The organism is Streptomyces sp. NBC_00045 (genome assembly GCF_045041095.1).
GTDB lineage: Bacteria > Actinomycetota > Actinomycetes > Streptomycetales > Streptomycetaceae > Streptomyces.
In genome coordinates, this window is sequence record NZ_CP108271.1 from 3,159,087 (window position 1) to 3,176,978 (window position 17,892).

Below are 17,892 nucleotides of genomic sequence, written 5' to 3' on the forward strand. Positions count from 1 at the left end.
TTTCACCAGCCCAGTTCGTTCGCGGTGGTCTCGGCTATGGCGGGCGAGCAGGTCATCCCGCGGCCGCCGGGTCCGGTCACCAGCCAGACGCCGTCGGCCACCTGCTGGCGGTGGACGACGCGGGCGGTGTCGGTGCATTGCGCGTACACGCCCGCCCAGCGGTGCCTGATCTTCGGCAGCGGGCGGCCCAGGAAGGCCTCGACGACCCCGGTGAGGTGCTCGTACGGGTCTTCGAGGGTGTCGAAGGCGAAGGGGTGCTCGTACTCGTGGGTGTCGCCGATGGTCAGCCCGCCGTCCTGGCGTTGGACCATCAGAAGCTGCATCTTGTGCGCGGCGGCGACCGGCGCCTGAGCCTGTTCGGCGTTGAGGACGTCGAGGGCATCGCCCCGGTAGGCGGGGTAGTAGCGGAAGCTGTCGGCGTCCGCGACGGAGGTGGTGAGCTCCTCGCCGAGCGGGGCGGTCTGCATCATCTGGAGCCGTACGCGGCGCACGGGCAGCTCGGGGGCCAGCTCGCGGACCAGTCCGGAAAGCCAGGCGCCGGTGGCGAGGACGACGGCGTCGCCCCGGTGGACGTCACCGTGGTCGTCGCGGACGGCTCCGTTGCCGACGACCTCGCGCACCTCCCGTCCGGGCAGGAAGGTGTACCGGCCGCTCGCCCGGAGGGCCTCGCGCAGGTGGAGCTGGGCGGTGCGCGGCTCGACGGCCGCGTCCCGCTCGCACCACAGGGCGGCCTCGAAGGCGCCGCGCAGGGCGGGGTTGATCTTCCGCGCCTGCTCGGCGGTGACCAGTTCGTAGCCCCGGGCGGCGGCGTCGGGGCGGGCAGCGGCCGCCTCGGCGACCGCGTACTCGCGGGCGTTGCGGACGGGGGTGAGGGAGCCGATCGCGCGGAAGCCCAGGCCGGGCACCTCCGCGCCGATCCGCTCCCAGAGCTCGCGGGCCCGCAGGGCGGTCTCCAACTCCTCGCCCCCGGCCCGTCCGCTGACCCAGATCTGGCCGAAATTGCGCAGTGACGCGCCGCGGGCCTCGGCCTCTCGCTCGATCTGGACGACCTCGTGGCCGCGTTCAACTGCTTGCCAGGCGTGCATGGTGCCGACCACGCCGCCTCCGACGACTATGACTCTCACGCGCTCCACGGTGGCCGCGGCCCGTGGACCGGGGGGATCGCGGCGGCAACGGGACGGTGAACAGCCCTCGACACTTGGCCTAGACCCGTTACCTCTTCGTGATCCGAATGCGTCGCCCGTACGTCCCTTTTCGGCGTCTTGGCGGGGATCCGCTCGGGCCTATCCGAGCCGCAGGTGGGTCGTGAAGCTGAACCGGTCACCACGGTAGAGCGAACGCACCCGCTCCAGGGGACGCCCGTCCTGGTCCCGCGAGAAACGGTGGATGAGCAGCATCGGCAGGGCCGGCGGGGTGCCGATCAGCAGGGCCTCGCGGGGGGTCGCCAGGACCGTCTCCAGCTTCTCGTCGGCGTCGCCGAACGAGATCCCGAGCCGGTCGAGGAGGTACCCGTAGAAGGACGAGTCCGGCGGGAACTCGCTGTCCAGGCGCGGTGCCCGCGCCACCCGGATGTACGTGCTCTCCAGACCCACCCGCTCGTCGTCGGCGAGCAGGACGCGCTCCAGGTGCCAGACGGGCTCGCCGGGCTCGGCGCCGATCCCCGGGGCCAGCTCGGGCGGGCAGGGGAACTGCTCCAGCCCGATGAGGTTGCGGCCGGGCCGGCGGCCCTGGCGGCGCACGCCCTCGGTGTAGCTCGCGAGCGACAGGGGCTGTTCGAGCTTCGGACCGGCGACGACGGTGCCCCGGCCGGAGCGGCGGAGCCGGCCCTCCAGCAGGAGCTCGCGCAGGGCCTGCCGTACGGTCTCGCGGGACACCTCGTACCGCTCGGCGAGATCCCGCTCGGTGGGGAGCAGGCCACCCTCGCCGAGGTCGTCGAGAAGGTCCGCGATCCGGGCCTTCACGGCGTAGTACTTGGGGATGCGGCCGTGCTCCGGGATACCGGAGCGCACGGGCCAGCCGGGGCGGTGGTGCAGGTTCTGTTCTTCCACCCTGGGACTGTACGCGGGCCGGGTGTACGGAGATCAGCGCGCGGGAGTACCGGGGGTGCGGGGGGCGGCGGGGGCGCCGGGGGTGAGCGGGGTGCCCGTCGTGCGCAGCCGCCGGGAGGCGAGCAGGAACCCGCCGCCGGTGACGAGGGCGGCGGCAGCTCCCGCGCCGAACGCCCAGTCGCGGGGGCCGGTGTGGGCGAGGGATCCGGCCGCGCCCGTCTCCTCCTTCTCCGCGCCCTCGACCGAGAAGAGGTACGCGCCGGCCTCACCGATCCAGTCGCCGTCGTCCCCCTTGCGCTGGACGAGTGCGGCATCGGCGACGACCTCCCCGGCGGGGGTGCCGGGGGCGAACGCCAGGTGGACCTTGACGGTCAGGGAGCCGCCGGCCCGGACGGCGAACCCGGAGAAGGCCTCGCCCCCGTCGAAGACGGCGATGATCTCGTCGCGGTCGCTCCGCTCCAGGCTGACCGGGAACGTCCCGCCGGGGGCCTCGAACTCCATCCGGAAGTGGGCGGGGAGCAGAGCGCGGGCCTTGTCCGTGAACACCACGACGGGGTGGATGGCCGTGCACTCGGAGTTCGTCGTGTTCGTGAGGTCCAGGAACCAGGTCTGCGGCCCCCCGCCCGTCCGGTACACCGCCGGGCCGCCGCGGATCCGCGCCCCGATGGGAAAGGCGCTGCTCTTCCCGTCCCCGCAGGTGGCCTCGATCCGGGACGGCAGCGCGGGCGCGGGCCGGGCACCGCCGCCGTTGCCGACGTCCGCGGCGGCGTTCGGCACGCAGACGGCGAGGGTGGCGGCCAGGACGGCGGAGTGGGCAAGGGCTTTGCGCAGTCGCATGGAAGACCTTCGCTTCGCTGCTCGCCGGACGGGACGGGACGATGGTCGGACGAGGCGACAATCACCCCGGCCTCCCCGCACCCTCCCACGCCCCCGCGACCCCCTCCGCCCGCCACGCCTGCCGGCCGCACCCCTTACGCCTGATCGGCCCCACGCCGCGGTCCAGCCGAGGTGGAGCGGCAGGACCGCCGCCCGCGCGCCGAGTTCGGCCGGCTCCGCGGCGGTCGGTGTCCGGCGGCCGGTACCGACCAGCAGTGCGTCCCGGTCGGTGAACGACCCGGGGAAGGCGGCCCCGGCGATCCGTTCCAACAGCGCGCGGGACCGGGCCAGGCCCTCCGGGGGCGGGGGCGGTGCGTCCGGGAGGTGTGCGGTCAGGTCCACCCCGCCGGCGAGGCGCCCGGCGGGGCCCTCAGCCCACGCGGCCGAAGAGCGGGGCCAGGGCCAGTTCCGCCGCGCCCTCGGCGACACCGTCCTCGGACGCGGCGACCTCCGGGATAGGGCCGCCCAGGGTGCGGGCCTCCAGGACGCGGCGGACGCCCCTCGTGAAGACCTCCGGTGCGGAGTCCACCACCCGTCCCCCCAGCCATACCCGGTCTACGTCCAGGAGCGCGACCACGTTCGCAGCGCCCTCACCCAGGATCCGCGCCGCCTCCTGGAGGTCCCCGCGGGCCACCGCCGTCAGGCACAGCACCTCCGCGCACCCGTGGCCTCCGCACCGGCAGGGCGGGCCGTCCAGCATCAGGACCTGGTGCCCGAACTCTCCCGCTGCGGACCGTTCCCCGCGGAAGACCTCGCCGCGCAGTCGGAGCCCGGCTCCCAGGCCGGTGCTCAGGTGCAGGTACAGGGAGGTTCCGACGGCTCGACGGCCGGGGACCGCGGCCCCCGCGTTGGTGTCCTTGTCCAGCACCACCGGCGGGGCGTCGGGCCCGAGCCGGTCCACCACCGCCTGCCGCATCGGGAACCCTTCCCACTCGGGGTATCCCGTCACCCGACCCAGTACGCCCGCCCGCCAGTCGAGCGGTCCCGGCGTGGCGACGCCCACGCCCAGCAGGGACCCTGCGCCGGCCTCCCCGCACAGCCGGTCCACGGCCCGTGCGACCTCGTCCGCGACGACGTCCGGTCCGGACGCGAAGTCCAGGGGGCCGCGGAACCGCTCGACGACGGTGCCCAGCATGTCCACCCGTACCGCCCGCATCTCGTCGCGGTCGGCGTGCACCCCGACGGCGTGCCGGGCGCCGGCGGCCAGCTGGAGCAGCGTCCGCGGCTTGCCCCCGGTGGACGCACCGCGGCCGGCCTCGGCGACGAGCCCCTCCGCACGCAGCCTCGCCGCGATCTTGCTGACGGCCTGCGGGGTGAGGCGCGTGAGGACGGCGAGATCGGTGCGGCCGAGGCCCTCGATGCCCGCTTCGCGCAGCAGGGCGAGGACGAGCGCGTCGTTGTGACCGCGCACCGCCGGTAGGTTCGCGCCGCTTCCGTTACTTCCACTGCCCCGGTCCACCTCTCCATTGTCCACCCTCCTTGCACTTAAGCAACACTGTTGCCAAAGTGGCTGCATGAACGCCTCCCCTTCCGCTTCCCCCACGCGGTCGAACGGCCCGCTCCGCGTAGGTCTCATCGGCTACGGACTCGCAGGCTCCGTCTTCCACGCACCGCTCGTCTCGGCCACCGACGGACTCGTCCTCGACACGGTCGTCACCTCCGACCCGAACCGGCAGGCCCAGGTGCGCGAGGCGTACCCGGACATCCGGATCGTGAGCACCACGCAGGAGCTCTGGGACCTCACCCCGGCGCTCGACCTGGTCGTCATCGCCTCCCCCAACAAGACCCACGTCCCGCTCGCCACGGCCGCGCTGAACGCCGGCGTCCCGGTCGTCGTGGACAAGCCGCTCGCCGCCACCGCCGCCGAGGCCCGACAACTCGCCGCCCTCGCCGACGAGACCGGCACCTTCCTGTCCGTGTTCCAGAACCGCCGTTGGGACAACGACTTCCTCACCCTGCGCCGCCTCATCGCGGACGGCGAGCTCGGCGAGGTCCAGCGCTTCGAGTCACGGTTCGAGCGGTGGCGCCCGCAGCTCAAGGGCGGCTGGCGCGAGTCCGGGGCCCCGGAGGAGATCGGCGGCCTGCTGTACGACCTCGGCAGCCACGTCGTCGACCAGGCGCTGGTGCTGTTCGGCCCGGCCGTGCGCGTGTACGCGGAGACCGATGTGCGCCGCCCGGGCGCCGAGGCGGACGACGACACCTTCATCGCCGTCACGCACGCGAACGGCGTCCGCTCCCACTTCTACGTCAGCGCGACCACCGCACAACTGGGTCCGCGCTTTCGGGTACTGGGCTCCCGGGCGGGCTACGTGAAGTACGGACTCGACCCGCAGGAGGCGGCCCTGCGCGACGGGCAGCGGCCGGACGGCGAGAGCCCGTGGGGCGAGGAGCCCGAGCACCTGTGGGGCCGGGTGGGCTCCGGCGAGTCCCCGCTGACCGGTGGCGGGGCCCCGGTGCCGACGGTGCCGGGCGACTACCCCGCGTACTACGCGGCGGTGGCGGCGGCCCTGCGCGAGGGCGGCCCGGCTCCGGTCACCGCGCACGAGGCGGCGCAGTGCCTGGAGGTGCTGGAGGCGGCGCGGACGTCGTCCCGGGACGGGGTGACCGTGGAGCTGAACCCCGCCTTGTCCTGAAAATGGACAGTTTGAGGGTCGTGGGCGATCTATCCTGCACAGGCTGTTGATCATCATGCGTGTGAAGAATGGAATCCGTCTGTGAAGCTGCCCCGGATCGCATCGGTCGTCGCCACCGCCGCGATAGCCCCGGCCGTCCTGCTCGCGTCGCCCGCCTTCGCCACCGACGCCCCGTCGGCGGGCGCACCGGCCGCGTCGACCGTGCCGGACCTGCCCGCGGGCCGCGCCGAGTTCCTGGGGACCGGGCAGTTCGCGGCACGCGACAAGGACAAGGCCGCCGGGCAGACCAGCACCGGCGCGACCTCGGCCGGCAACACCCACCTGAGCGCGGCAGGCGGTTCGGCCGCGCTCGCGAGCACGGGCGGCGGGTCCGCGACCGCTCTGATCGCGGGCGGCAGCGCCGCCGCACTGGGCGCCGGCGCCGGCCTGATCTACGCCAACCGCCGTCGCCGCGCGGCCTCGAAGAGCTGAGCGCCGAGCACGCAACGGGGCGGGCCGCCCTTCGACGGTCCCGCCCCGCACCTCAGCGCCGCTGCCCTCGCTACGCGCTCTTGAACTCCTGGCGCTGGCGGCCGAGGCCCTCGATCTCCAGCTCCACGACATCACCGGCGCGCAGGTACGGCTTCGGCTCGGGCTGGCCCATGGCCACGCCGGCCGGGGTGCCGGTGACGATGACGTCGCCCGGGTACAGGGTCATGAACTGGCTCAGGTACCGGACGACCTCGCCGACCGGGAAGATCTGGTCGGCGGTGTTGCCGTCCTGCTTGAGCTCGCCGTTGACCCACAGCTCCACGTCCAGGGCCTGCGGGTCCGCGACCTCGTCGGCGGTGACCAGCCACGGGCCCAGCGGGGTGAACGTCTCGCAGTTCTTGCCCTTGTCCCAGGTGCCGCCGCGCTCGATCTGGAACTCGCGCTCCGATACGTCGTTGACCAGTGTGTAGCCGCCCACGTGGGCCAGGCCCTCCGCGGCGGAGGACAGGTAGCGGGCGGTGCTGCCGATGACGACGCCGAGCTCGGCCTCCCAGTCGGTCTTCACGCTGCCGCGCGGGATCAGCACGGTGTCGTCCGGGCCGACCACGGTGTCCGTGGCCTTGAGGAACAGGATGGGCTCGGCCGGCGGCTCCGCACCGATCTCGGCCGCGTGCCCGAAGTAGTTCAGCCCGATGCCCACGATCTTGCCGATCCGGCCGACCGGCGAACCGATCCGCAGGCCCTCCGCGTCCAGGGCCGGGAGCCCGCCGGTCGCCGCCGCGTCCCGTACCCGGGACAGTACGGAGTCGTCGGCGAGCAGGGCGCCGTCCACATCCGTGATCAGGCCGGACAGGTCGCGCAGGATCCCGTCCTGGTCGAGCAGCGCGGGGCGCTCCGCCCCGACCGGTCCGACACGCAGCAGCTTCATGGGCATTCTCCCGTGGTCGTGGGTGGTCGGCCCATGGGCGTGCCCGGGCCTGCCGATGGGTTGCGGCCATCGGAGAATTGGTTGATCCTCCAAGATGGTCGCCCAATCCGCAAGACCCTGTTCACAGGCTGGAACGCTCGCGCTCCTGCGCCGCCTCCTTGCGGTGCTGGAGCCAGGCCCGCTCCGCCACGGACCACGCGGTGGTGGTCACCAGGTACAGCCCGGCGGCCAGCGGCACCACGGCCGCCGTGATCAGCGACCCGAACGACAGCAGCGGCAGTACGCCGCCGATCTTGCGCACCATCTCCTGCTGTTCGGCGCTCATCTCGGCGGCGACCGCGGGCTTGCCCTTGGCCCCGGGCTTGCCCTTGGCCCGGGACGTGGCCGGTAGGGCCTGCACGGGAGCCGCGGCGGCCGCGCGCCGCCCTCGTACGGCACTCCACGCGGCGACCGCGGCGATGGCCGCGAACAGCCCCAGGAACACCAGCCCCTGCGCTCCGAGGAGGCCGCCCGCTCCGAGGGCATCGCTCCAGCGGGCCCCGAGCGGCGCGGCGAACAGCCGGTGGTCCAGCAGCTCGCCGGAGGAGGAGAAGGCCCGGTACATGAGGAAGAACACCGGCAGCTGGAGCAGCACGGGCAGGATGCCGGCCAGCGGGGTGGCACCGCGGAACGCGGCCCGGTTCAGCGGATGCAGGGCGAGCCGTACGAGCACGGTGAACAGCACGATCGCGGCAGCGGTCGCGGCCTCGGCCAGTACGGGCTCCAGGAGCCGGCCCAGCTCGGCAACGAGAGAGGTGAAAACGGACACGGTGGCCCTCCGAAGGGTCTCGTCGAACGTCGAAAGAACTGCATTTCGGCGCGACGACCCACGAGGGGCGCGACTACTCGCGACAACAAAGGAAGGAAGGGGCGCCCCTACGCGGCCGTCGGAACGAGACGACCGGGCGCCCTGGGCCGCGACCGGCCCGAGGCATCGGGATCACGCTGCGGCAGGAACGCCGTGCGCTGCTCGCGATCACGGATCGCGGTGCGTATGCGGTGGGGAGGCACGGGCCGTACGAGTCGGGCGGCCAGGGCCGCGGCGCCCATGGCGACGGTGGTGGCGAGGACGCCCACGACGGCGCCCAGCCCGCTGCCCGGCTCCCCCGCGGACATCCCGAGGAGCGCGAGGAGCCCGAGGACCCCGGCGAACAGCAGCAGGGGCATCAACAGCCGCCCACGGTCGTGCCGAGCCATGCGGTGCCCCCCCTTCCCAAGATCGGTTGCCTACCGAAGACAAGAACGCGGGCTATCGCCTGATGGTTCCCCACACCACGAGCCGGTTTGTGGAGGTGTACTCGGGCGTGCAGGTGGTGAGCGTGATGTACGCGCCGGGCTCGTCGTACCCGTACTCCGGCCGGACCGTACTGCGGGGCACGGGCGCGATCACCCCGGTGTCCCGCGCACTGGTCTCCGGAAGGACCTTCCCCACCACGTAGGTGTACCGCCGCCCCCGTACGTCGACGGTCAGCTCGTCCCCGGCCCGCAACCGGTTGATGTACCGGAACGGCTCGCCGTGGGTGTTGCGGTGCCCGGCGAGCGCGAAGTTCCCCTCCGCCCCGGGCTGCGCGGTCCCGGGGTAGTGCCCGACGTACCCCTTGTCCAGCACGGCCCGCTTGTCGACGCCCTGCGCGACGGGCACGACGACCCCGAGCCGGGGGATCCGCAGGACCCCGTACGCCGACTCCTGCGCGGGCGGCGGGTCGGCGGCGGGGCGGGCGGGACCGACGGACGAACCGGATGAGCCGGACGGCACGGAAGGCGCCCCGGAGGACGACTCGGGGGACGACTCGGAGGGCGACGGTGAAGGCGGCCCGGCGGGCCCGGAAGGTACGGCGGGCGACGCAGCGGGGAGCGTCCACTCCCTCTCCAGTGCCCGGACCTGCTCGTGCGCGGCGGCGAGGGCCTGCCGGTTGGTCCACCACACCTGGTGCACCACCAGCAACAACACCACCACGCCCACCGTGACGATCAGTTCGGCGGCGCCCCACAGCACCCCGGCGAGACCGGCCCGGCGCCCCCGCCGGTCACCCCCCTGCACCACCACACGCATGTGATCCCGCACGGGCCGCACCTTAAGACCTCCCCCGTCAACAGACCAGCCGCAGTACGGTGTGAACCATGCGCCCTGACACGCCTGCCGAGCACATCGCCGAAGCCGAGCGCCTCATCCGCACGGCGACCCGTTACCCCGAGGACCAGGAGCCCTTGCTCCTCCAGGCCGCGGCCCACCTCGAACTGGGTGACGCCCGGGAACGCGCCAGCGCGCTGTACGACCAACTCCTCGCCGCCTCGCCCGCCGATCCGCACCTGATCAAGGCGCTCCAGGCGGCGAACCTGTGGGAGTACGGCCACGAGCCCGAGGCCCGCGCCCTCATCCAGGGCATCCGAGCGGCCGCGCCCGCGGACCCGGCGCCCTGGGAAGTCATCGCGGAAGCCCTCGAAGCACACGACGAGTTGACCGCTTCCGAGGAGTGCTTCACCCAGGCGGCCACCCTGCTCATCACGGAGGACACCCCGCTCACCCCGGCCACCACGGCCCTGCTGACCGGCCGGCACCGGGTGCGCCGCCTCCTCGGACTCCCCCACGACGACTGGGACATGGTCGCCGACACCCGCCACATCGGCCCGATCCCGCTGGACGAGCTCCACGACCCCAAGCGCATCTGGGCCCTCGGCTCCGACGACCCGGCCGAGCTCCGCGCCGAGATCGCCCGCCTGCGAGCCGAACTGGGCGACCGCCGCGCCGCCCTGTCCCGCCCCTTCCCGGTGGCCATCCTCCACTGGCCCGCCCGCGAACTGGCCGAACTCCTCACCTCTTACCCCACCCTGGCGGCGGAATACCCCTCGCACGCGGCACACCTCACGCACATCGAGGCGTCCCTGCGCGCCCTGGCGGCCTCGGGCACGACGAACCTCGGCATCGTGACGGCGAGCGTCCCGTCGTACGAGGCCTTCGCGGCATCCGAGAAGACCTCGCCGGCCTCCCCCTCGCTCCTCCCCGAATACGCAACGACCCTGGCAGCCCGCGGCAAGGCCACGTCCTGGCCCCCCACCCCCAACTCCCCCTGCTGGTGCACCTCGACGAAGCCCTACTCGGAGTGCCACGGCCAGGTCGCCGACTGATCGGTCACGCCGCCGGAAGCTCCAATTGCACATGGCCGCGGGCCAGGGCTGCGGGTGGGGTGGGGCGCGTCGTGGTGAGGGCGAGGAGGGTGCGGAGGGCTGCGATGACCTGGCCGGGGCTCTCGCGGATCATCGACGGGGTCGCGCTGACCACCAGGACGCCTTGGGACTCCAGGCGCAGGCGGCGCCGGAGGGTGGCGTGCCAGGCGTCGCGCGTGTAGTGGTACTCCGCCGAGTCGATCTCCAGGGCCACGCCCTCGTCCGGCCAGTACGCGTCCGGGCTGGCCAGGAAGCTGCCGTCCGGGGTGTAGAGGCGGGCGTTCCACAGCGGGGTCGGCAGGTCCGTCGCCGTGAGGGTGTCCCGGGCCAGGGCCTCGGCGATCGAGCGGACCCCGGCGACGAGCTCCGACGCGGCGGCACGGATCTCCGGGCGGGTGAGGAGCCGGGCCGCGCGGAGCTCGGCGTGCAGGTCCTGCGGGTGGCACCAGCCCGCCTGGACGACACGGGCCAGCGTCGAGCGGATCCGCACCGGATCCGCCGCTCGGGAGGCGAAGTCGGCCGCCGCGCGCACCGGGCGGGTGCTCGGGATACCGGAGACCGTCATGGTGCGCGGCCAGCGGGCGGTGGCCAGCGGGCGCACCTCCGGGGTGCCGGTGAGTCGACGCGGGGCGCGGACCAGGACGTCGGCGGGGGTGTGCGGGACGTCGCGGACGCCGAGGAGGGCCAGGGCGGCGCTGCCGGTGAGGACGGCGGTGTCGCCGGACAGCGGGTCCGCGGTGGGCTCGGCGGCGTACAGGACGGCGGCGAGGGCGCGTTGACGGTGGTCCGGGGGGCCGGTCTGCAGGAGGTAGACCCGGGGCAGTAAGCGTGGCCAGGGCCCGCCCGGGCGGGTGCGGGAGGTGATCGTGCCGTCCGGGATCCCGGACGCGGTGAGCTGGTGGCGGGTGGCGGGTGGCGGGTGGCGGGTGGCCAGGTTGAGTTGCCTGCGCAGCAGCGGCTTCGGTGTGATCATGCCGCGGGGCGCGATCGGCGGGAACTCCTAGCGGCCCGGGTGGTCCGGGGACAGGAAGACGATCACCCCCGTCTGCGTGCCGGGCAGGGAGGTGACCTCGTGCCAGCCCAAACGCCGGTACGTGGCCACCGTGTCGATGGCCAGCCGGGACGTCAGCAGCCAGGCCCGCCGGTCCGGGGCGTCGGCGGTGATCTCGGTGAGCAGGGCCCGGCCGGTGCCGTGGCCGCGCGCGTAAGGGCGCACGGCGAGTTCGTCTATCTCCAGCGCGCCGGTGAGGAGTTCCCGTACCCGCTGCGGGCCGAGCTGCGCCGAGACCTGGGCGTATCCGCGGTCCTTGGGGAAGGTGGCCGGGGTGAGCCAGGCGGTGGCGAAGCCGTCGATACCGGCCGCGGACTGGGCGAGAGCCGTACGGAAACCACGGCGTCGGCTGTCGGCCTGGAGGCGGACCGAGAATTGGCGAATGGTTTCTTCGTCCTCGTTCCACGGCGGGGCGGAGAAGACGTCGGCATAGGCGTCGACCAGTTCGTCCACGAGGTCGAGGACGGCCCGTCCGTAGCAGATCACAATGTCCGAACTCCTCTTTTTCCCGTTTGGGGTGGGAGAGTCAATTTATGCCGGTCCGGTTGCCGGGGCGCGTATCGCACGGATCCGGCGAGTGTGCGACAAATCCCCTCCCCGCCCTCCGTGTCGGGGGACGGCGGAGCGCGTTGAGCAGCCCGTGGACAGACTGCTTCGGGCCGCCGGCCGGTGCGTGCTCGCCTTCCTCCTCGTCCTGGGCGTGGTGGCACTGCTGCCGCGCGCCGTACAGGACGCCGTACCGGACGGTGTGATCGGCGGGGCCGTGTTCGTTCTCGGGGCGCTGGGTGCCCGCCGGGTGGCCAAGGGCCCGCGTTAGCCTCGTAGTAAGACAAGTGGTTCAGACGACTTCAGGAGTTGGGCATGGTGCGCGTACCGAGTTCCGCAGTGGCGGCCGCCGGACTGGTCGGCGGATACGCCGTCGCCCGGTGGACCAAGAAGCGCCCGCTGGGCGGTGTCGTGCTCGGCGCCGCCGGGCTGGCCGCCGGGCGGGAATGGCACCGCCGTGGCGGCGTCCCCGCGGCGGCCGGGCTCGGCGCGCTGTACCTCGCCGGCTTCGCGGGCTCGCATCCGCTGGCCAAGAAGGTCGGGGCCTGGCCGGCCGTCCTGGGAGCCGCCACCGTGGTGGCGGCCGCTTCCTGGGCCGTCGCCGACCGCGGCTGAGCCGGACCGCGGGCCGGGCCGGGCCGGAGTGCGGCCCGGCCCGCGAACCGGGCTGGGCTACGCGCCGAAGGCCTGGGACAGGGTGTAGATCAGCAGACCCGCCAGGGCGCCGACCACCGTGCCGTTGATGCGGATGAACTGGAGGTCCCGGCCGATGTGGGCCTCGATCTTCCGCGACGTGTGCTCCGCGTCCCACCCGGCCACCGTGTCCGTGATCAGCGAGATGACCTCGGCCCGGTAGGTGGTCACCACGTACACCACCGCGCCCTCCATCCAGCCCTCCACCTTGTCCTGGAGCCGGCCGTCCGTGGCCAGTCGCGCCCCCAGCGACAGCAGCGACGACCGGACCCGCAGCCGCAGCTCGCTCTGCTCGTCCTCCGCCGCCGAGATGATCATCGACCGGATCGCGGTCCACGCGGAGGCGATCACGTCCTGGACCTCCCCGCGCTGGATGATCTCCGACTTCAACCGCTCCACCCGTGCCCGGGTGTCCGTGTCCGACTGGAGGTCGGCCGCGAAGTCCGCCAGGAACCGGTCCACCGCCCCGCGCGCCGGGTGCTCCGGCATGTCCCGCATCTCCGTCAGGAAGCGGAGCAGTTCCTTGTAGACGCGCTCGCCGACCTTGCGGTCCACGAACCGCGGGGTCCAGCCGGGCGCGCCGCCCTGGACCGCTCCCATCACCGAGTCCCCGTGCGTCACCAGCCAGTCGTGGGCCTTGACGCAGACGAGGTCGACGACGCGGCGGTGCCCGCCGTCCGCGACGACCCGCTCCAGGGTCTTGCCGATCCCGGGCGCGATCTCGGCGGTCTCGGCCCGCCGGGTGATGACCTCCCCGACGACGGCCTGGACATCGGAGTCGCGCAGCACGGTCAGGGCTCCGCGCAGTGCGGTGGCCAACTCGGCCGTGACGCGGTCGGCGTGCGCGGGCTCGGCCAGCCAGGCGCCGAGGCGGGCGCCGATGCCGAGGGCGTGGAGGCGGGCACGGACCACGTCCGGGGAGAGGAAGTTCTCCCCGACGAACTCCCCGAGGGAGACGCCTAGCTGGTCCTTCTTGGTCGGGATGATCGCGGTGTGCGGGATGGGCAGGCCGAGGGGCCGCCGGAACAGTGCGGTCACGGCGAACCAGTCCGCGAGCGCGCCGACCATGCCGGCCTCGGCGGCGGCCCGGACGTAGCCGGCCCAGGCGCCGGCCCCGGTGTGCTCCGCCCAGGTGGTCAGTACGTAGACCAGCGCGACCAGGGCCAGCAGGCCGGTGGCGGTCGTCTTCATGCGGCGGACGCCGCGGCGGCGCTCCTCGTCGGCCTCGCTGAACACGAAGCCGCCAGGACTGGTCCCCGTGATGCGGTTGTCCACGTGCTCCTCCCTTCCCCCGAGCGCCGGGTTTGTCTGCATAGCATCCGACTCCCCGGAGCCCCGAGGAGTTCCCGGCGCGCCGATTTCCTCCCGCGCCCAGCGGCTGCGCCGCCCGTACCGCACCGACCGGGGCGCGGGAGGCCACCCACTCCACCCAGGCCCGTCGAGCCAGCGCAAGGCCCCGGCACGCCCCTGCGACGAGCCCATGCGGCACGCCCGGGCGGCGGGCCTGGACAGCGGGCCCGAGCGGCGGGCCCGAGCGACACCGCCAGGCGACACCGCCAGGCGACAGGCCCATACGGCACGCCCAGGCAGCCGGTCCGGGCGGCAGGCCCATGCGACCCCGGCAGAGGCCCGGGCAGCCGACCCAGGCAGAGGCCGGGCAGCGGGCTCCGGCGGAGCTCCGACCCATCCCCGACCGCGGTTCCAGCACGGCTCAAGCGCCGGCTCCGGCCCGGCTCCCGGCTCCTACAGCTCCTTGCGGAGGTTGGGGCGGGTGCCCTTGACGGGTTTGGGGGTCTTGGGCGGCTTCACCTTGACCTCCACGCCGCCCCAGAAGGCCAGGCCCGTCACGACCACCCTCGGCGCGCCCGGGGCGGGCGGGCCCGGAGTGGCGCGTTGGTCGAAGGCGCCCATGAAGCCGAAGCCCCGGACGTCCACATCCACGCCCGGCGGGATGGTGATCTCGATGCCGCCCATGATCGCGACGCAGTTGATGACCACCTCCCGCTCCGCGAAGTTCGCCTCGCGCAGGTCGAGCTCGCCGCTGCCCCAGAACGCCACCGCGTCGAGGCGGGCGGGCACCGTCCAGTTGCCCTTGCGCTGGAAGGAAGACATCACCGCCACCGCCGCCGAAGAGGACGCCGGCACCCCCGCGCCGCCGATCCGCGACGGCCACGAGCCGTCCGCAGGCACCGGGGCGGCCGCCCCGACCGGCATCGGCGCCCCGCCGGGCGCCGGCAGGTCCAGGGTCAGTGGCTCCAGTTCCGCGTACGTCTTCGACGTGTACGCGACCTCCAGCCGCTCCTCGAACTCCTCCATGTCGATCCGGCCCTCGGCGACGGCGTCCCGCAGACGCTCCACCACCCGTTCGCGGTCGGCGTCCGACGCCCTCAACTCCGGCAACGGCTTCTCCGGCCGCTCGTCAGTCATGGGGAACAGCCTATGCAGCCACGCAAGGGAGTTGTATGGCCCAACCCCTGCCCGGACCCCCGCTCGCCCCTGATTTATCCCTGGTCCCCGACCCTGGTCCCCGACCCTGGTCCCCGACCCTGGTCCCCGACCCTGGTCCCCGGCCTCGGCCGCACATCCGGCCGCACATCCGGCCGCGGACCCGGCCGCGGACCCGGGCCCCGGTCCGAAGTCCGGCGTCGTTCAATCGCGTCCCGCGTACATCCGCGCGATCACGTCCTCGATGTCCGGCTCCCGCACCGACAGGTCCAGCAGCGGATAGCGCGCCGCCACCTCCGCCACCAGCGGCGCCGCCGAGGTTCCCGCCGGGAACGCCAGCCACTGCCGCGGGCCGTCCACCTTCACCACCCGCGCCCCCGCCACGCTGATTTCCGGAAACTCCCGCTCCAGGTCCACCACCAGCGTCCGCTCGCTCTCCCCCATCGAGTGCAGCCCGGTCAGCGGCCCGTCGTACATCAACCGCCCGTGGTCGATCACCATCACCCGCTCGCACAACTGCTCGATGTCTTGCAGGTCGTGGGTCGTCAGGAGCACCGTCGTACCGAGTTCCTCGTTCAACTGCCGCAGGAAGCCCCGCACCTTGGTCTTGCTCACCAGATCGAGCCCGATCGTCGGCTCGTCCAGGTACAGCACGTCCGGATCGTGCAGCAGTGCCGCCGCGATGTCCCCGCGCATCCGCTGGCCCAGCGACAGCTGCCGCACCGGTACGTCCAGCAACTCGGCCAGGTCCAGGCGGTCCACGCAGCGCTCCAGGTTCTCCTTGAACCTGGCCTCGGGGATCCGGTACATCCGCCGCATCAGCCCGTACGAGTCCTTCAGCGGCAGGTCCCACCACAGCGTCGTCCGCTGCCCGAACACCACCCCGATCCGGTGCGCGAGCCGCATCCGCTCCCGGGCCGGGTCGATGCCCGCGACGCGCAGCCGGCCGCCGCTGGGGGTGAGGATGCCGGTCAGCATCTTGATCGTGGTCGACTTCCCGGCGCCGTTGGGCCCGATGTAGCCGACCACCTCCCCCCGCGCCACCTCGAAGCTGATTCCGTCCACAGCCCTGACCTGCCGTTTCTCCCGGCGCATCAGACTCACCCTGCGGCGTACGTCGAAGACCTTCTCGACCCCGTCCAACGCGATCAGCACATCCGTGCTCGTGCTCGTGCCCGCCACTCTCAGCTCAGCTCCCCGTACTCCGGTACGAACGAAGACCCGCGCGCCACGCCAGCGACGCGGGTACGAACACCACCACCGCCACCAGCGGGCTCAGGAACGCCACCCACCCCGGCAGCTCCAGCGGGTACGGCCGCCCCAGCACGTACAGGGCGGGCAGCCAGTTCACGAAGGCCAGCGGCACGATGAAGGTGACCCCGCGCAGCAGGTCCGCCGCGAACACCGTCGGCGGGTACTGGAGCATCGTGTTCCCGCCGTACGTGAAGGAGTTCTGCACTTCCGCCGCGTCCCCGGCGACGAACTGGAACGCCGCCCCGGCCACCAGCACCGCCCCGAAGATCGCCGCCCCGGCCACGATCATCACGGGCATCAGCAGCACCTTCGCGGCCGTCCAGTCCACGTCCAGGGCCACGACCGCCCAGACCAGCACCGCCAGCCCCTGCCCGGTCCGCCCGACCCTGCGCAGCGCGAAGCGGTCCGCGGCGACCTGTGCGAGCACCGGGACCGGGCGCACCAGCATGGTGTCGAGCGAGCCGTCGCGGATGCGGGCTCCGACCCGGTGCGTATTGCCGAGGACCAGGTCCGCGATCCCCAGGGAGATCGAGGAGGACCCGTACAGCAAGGCGATCTCGGGCAGCGTGAAGCCGCCGAGCGCGTGCACGTGCGAGAACATGATCCAGATCGCGACGAAGTCGAGGAGCTGGATCGCCGCGTTCCCGAAGGCGGACAGGAAGAACGACGTGCGGTACGTCATCGTCGACCGGACCCACATCGCCACGATCAGCCCGTAGCCGCGCAGCCCTTCCACGGCCCGGTTCCGCTTCGGCACGTCGATCGGTACGCCGATCGGTACGCCGATCGGTACGCCGATCGCCCCGTCGAACGGCAGGCCACCCCCTCGCCGCGCGCCCGCCACCGCGCCCGGCGCTGCGCCCGCCACCTCCGCCACCTCCGCCGCACCCGACGCCCCCAGCGCATCAGCCACCTTGGACCACCACCTTCCGCGTAGCCGCCGACTGCAACAGCCGTCCCGCGCCCAGCAGTACGAGCACCCACCCCGCCTGGAAGCCCAACGCCCCCACCGCGCCCCCCGCACCGGCGTGCTCGCCCATCAGCACGTCCAGCGGCACCTGGATCATCGCGGACCACGGGAGGAGGCGGACGAACTCGCCGAATCCGCCCGGGAACACCGTCAACGGCAGCAGCATCCCCGAGAAGAAGATCGTGACGACGACGGCCATCAGGTTGATCCCCGTCCCGTCCATCAGCCAGAACGCGGCCAGCCCCAGCAGGTACCGCACCGCGAAGCTGACGAGCAGCCCGAGCAGTACGGACACCAGGAACAGCAGCCAGCGCAGCGCATCGGCAGGCAGCGCCAGTTGGAACGCCAGCGCCCCCGCGAGCAGCGGCACCACCCCGCGCCCGAGCAACTGGAAGCCCGCCCGCCCCAGATCGGCCGCCAGCCACCACATCTGCAGGTCGGCCGGCCGGTACAGGTCGACGGCGATGTCACCCGTACGAATGCGTTCCTGCATCTCCTCCTGGAAGCCGCCGCCGATGAGCGCGCCCGCGGCGAGCAGCGACTGGCTCACCCAGACGAAGGTCAGGGCCTGCGCCTGGTCGTAGCCGCCCAGCCCGGGTCGTTCGTCCCACAACGCGACGTACGTGTAGGCGAGGATGAAGCCGAAGACGGTGTTGGTGAACACCCCTGCCGCCGTCGCCGTCCCGTAGGTGGCGTACCGCCGGAACCCGCCGGCCGCGACGGCCGGATAGAGCCATGCCCTGCGAGCCGTTCCCTGGCGCACCGTATCCCTC

At 73.2% G+C, this 17,892-nt stretch carries 20 protein-coding genes and 1 pseudogene; 5 read left to right on the forward strand and 16 right to left on the reverse strand.

From position 1 onward, the window contains the following. Positions 1–2 precede the first annotated feature (2 nt). From OHA65_RS14780 to OHA65_RS14800, 5 genes and pseudogenes are all read right to left on the reverse strand, one after another. Positions 3–1,124 carry a TIGR03364 family FAD-dependent oxidoreductase gene (locus OHA65_RS14780; RefSeq protein WP_327283591.1) on the reverse strand — a complete coding sequence of 374 codons (1,122 nt, stop codon included), beginning with the start codon at positions 1,122–1,124 and terminating at the stop codon, positions 3–5. A 159-nt stretch (positions 1,125–1,283) separates the two neighbouring features. Then, complete coding sequence (locus OHA65_RS14785; protein WP_371643644.1) at positions 1,284–2,048, reverse strand: GntR family transcriptional regulator; 765 nt, start codon at positions 2,046–2,048, stop codon at positions 1,284–1,286. Between the two features lie 33 nt (positions 2,049–2,081). Further along, complete coding sequence (locus OHA65_RS14790) at positions 2,082–2,885, reverse strand: hypothetical protein (protein WP_329316559.1); 804 nt, start codon at positions 2,883–2,885, stop codon at positions 2,082–2,084. 165 nt (positions 2,886–3,050) lie between these two features. Then, positions 3,051–3,266, reverse strand: a pseudogene (locus tag OHA65_RS14795) (maleylpyruvate isomerase); the annotation flags it as partial. A 28-nt stretch (positions 3,267–3,294) separates the two neighbouring features. Continuing rightward, entirely contained in the window at positions 3,295–4,335 is a 1,041-nt protein-coding gene (locus OHA65_RS14800; RefSeq protein ID WP_327283593.1) for an ROK family protein, read from the reverse strand. 103 nt (positions 4,336–4,438) lie between these two features. Between OHA65_RS14800 and OHA65_RS14805 the strand changes: the two genes are divergently transcribed. Together OHA65_RS14805 and OHA65_RS14810 are read left to right on the forward strand one after the other, a co-directional pair. Continuing rightward, positions 4,439–5,557 carry a Gfo/Idh/MocA family oxidoreductase gene (locus OHA65_RS14805; RefSeq protein ID WP_327283594.1) on the forward strand — a complete coding sequence of 373 codons (1,119 nt, stop codon included), beginning with the start codon at positions 4,439–4,441 and terminating at the stop codon, positions 5,555–5,557. Between the two features lie 81 nt (positions 5,558–5,638). Next, the gene (locus tag OHA65_RS14810; RefSeq protein ID WP_328762872.1) at positions 5,639–6,028 is read left to right on the forward strand and encodes an LAETG motif-containing sortase-dependent surface protein; all 390 of its coding nucleotides are present in this window, start codon (positions 5,639–5,641) and stop codon (positions 6,026–6,028) included. 70 nt (positions 6,029–6,098) lie between these two features. Here OHA65_RS14810 and OHA65_RS14815 read toward each other — a convergent pair whose 3' ends face one another. The 4 genes from OHA65_RS14815 to OHA65_RS14830 form a co-directional block, all read right to left on the reverse strand. After that, positions 6,099–6,956 carry a fumarylacetoacetate hydrolase family protein gene (locus tag OHA65_RS14815; protein WP_327283596.1) on the reverse strand — a complete coding sequence of 286 codons (858 nt, stop codon included), beginning with the start codon at positions 6,954–6,956 and terminating at the stop codon, positions 6,099–6,101. Between the two features lie 121 nt (positions 6,957–7,077). Next, positions 7,078–7,734 (reverse strand): YidC/Oxa1 family membrane protein insertase, encoded by a 657-nt coding sequence (locus tag OHA65_RS14820; protein WP_405763413.1) that lies wholly within the window; start codon positions 7,732–7,734, stop codon positions 7,078–7,080. 137 nt (positions 7,735–7,871) lie between these two features. Then, positions 7,872–8,192 (reverse strand): DUF6412 domain-containing protein, encoded by a 321-nt coding sequence (locus OHA65_RS14825; protein ID WP_371643649.1) that lies wholly within the window; start codon positions 8,190–8,192, stop codon positions 7,872–7,874. A gap of 52 nt (positions 8,193–8,244) precedes the next feature. Next, positions 8,245–9,048, reverse strand: coding sequence for a class E sortase (locus OHA65_RS14830; RefSeq protein ID WP_405759218.1), 804 nt, complete (start codon positions 9,046–9,048; stop codon positions 8,245–8,247). A gap of 68 nt (positions 9,049–9,116) precedes the next feature. Here OHA65_RS14830 and OHA65_RS14835 point away from each other — a divergent pair, with 68 nt between their 5' ends. Next, complete coding sequence (locus OHA65_RS14835; RefSeq protein WP_327283598.1) at positions 9,117–10,121, forward strand: SEC-C domain-containing protein; 1,005 nt, start codon at positions 9,117–9,119, stop codon at positions 10,119–10,121. Between the two features lie 4 nt (positions 10,122–10,125). On the opposite strand, the gene OHA65_RS14840 is transcribed toward OHA65_RS14835, so the two are convergent. Then, positions 10,126–11,133, reverse strand: coding sequence for a hypothetical protein (locus OHA65_RS14840; protein ID WP_405761991.1), 1,008 nt, complete (start codon positions 11,131–11,133; stop codon positions 10,126–10,128). 27 nt (positions 11,134–11,160) lie between these two features. After that, the gene (locus tag OHA65_RS14845; RefSeq protein ID WP_327283601.1) at positions 11,161–11,697 is read right to left on the reverse strand and encodes a GNAT family N-acetyltransferase; all 537 of its coding nucleotides are present in this window, start codon (positions 11,695–11,697) and stop codon (positions 11,161–11,163) included. Between the two features lie 154 nt (positions 11,698–11,851). Between OHA65_RS14845 and OHA65_RS14850 the strand changes: the two genes are divergently transcribed. Continuing rightward, positions 11,852–12,028 carry a hypothetical protein gene (locus tag OHA65_RS14850; protein ID WP_327283602.1) on the forward strand — a complete coding sequence of 59 codons (177 nt, stop codon included), beginning with the start codon at positions 11,852–11,854 and terminating at the stop codon, positions 12,026–12,028. Positions 12,029–12,072: 44 nt separating this feature from the next. Continuing rightward, complete coding sequence (locus OHA65_RS14855) at positions 12,073–12,372, forward strand: hypothetical protein (protein WP_327283603.1); 300 nt, start codon at positions 12,073–12,075, stop codon at positions 12,370–12,372. Between the two features lie 57 nt (positions 12,373–12,429). Here OHA65_RS14855 and OHA65_RS14860 read toward each other — a convergent pair whose 3' ends face one another. The 5 genes from OHA65_RS14860 to OHA65_RS14880 form a co-directional block, all read right to left on the reverse strand. Then, the gene (locus tag OHA65_RS14860; RefSeq protein ID WP_371643653.1) at positions 12,430–13,764 is read right to left on the reverse strand and encodes a DUF445 domain-containing protein; all 1,335 of its coding nucleotides are present in this window, start codon (positions 13,762–13,764) and stop codon (positions 12,430–12,432) included. A gap of 429 nt (positions 13,765–14,193) precedes the next feature. Further along, the gene (locus tag OHA65_RS14865; RefSeq protein ID WP_327283605.1) at positions 14,194–14,877 is read right to left on the reverse strand and encodes a DUF1707 domain-containing protein; all 684 of its coding nucleotides are present in this window, start codon (positions 14,875–14,877) and stop codon (positions 14,194–14,196) included. A 222-nt stretch (positions 14,878–15,099) separates the two neighbouring features. Then, entirely contained in the window at positions 15,100–16,077 is a 978-nt protein-coding gene (locus OHA65_RS14870; RefSeq protein WP_327283606.1) for an ATP-binding cassette domain-containing protein, read from the reverse strand. A gap of 7 nt (positions 16,078–16,084) precedes the next feature. Further along, on the reverse strand, positions 16,085–17,062 hold the full coding sequence (locus OHA65_RS14875; protein ID WP_371643655.1) for an ABC transporter permease: 978 nt from the start codon (positions 17,060–17,062) through the stop codon (positions 16,085–16,087). Continuing rightward, entirely contained in the window at positions 17,055–17,882 is an 828-nt protein-coding gene (locus OHA65_RS14880) for an ABC-2 family transporter protein (RefSeq protein WP_328762882.1), read from the reverse strand. Before OHA65_RS14880 ends, OHA65_RS14875 begins: the two co-directional genes overlap by 8 nt. Between the last annotated feature and the right edge of the window lie 10 nt (positions 17,883–17,892).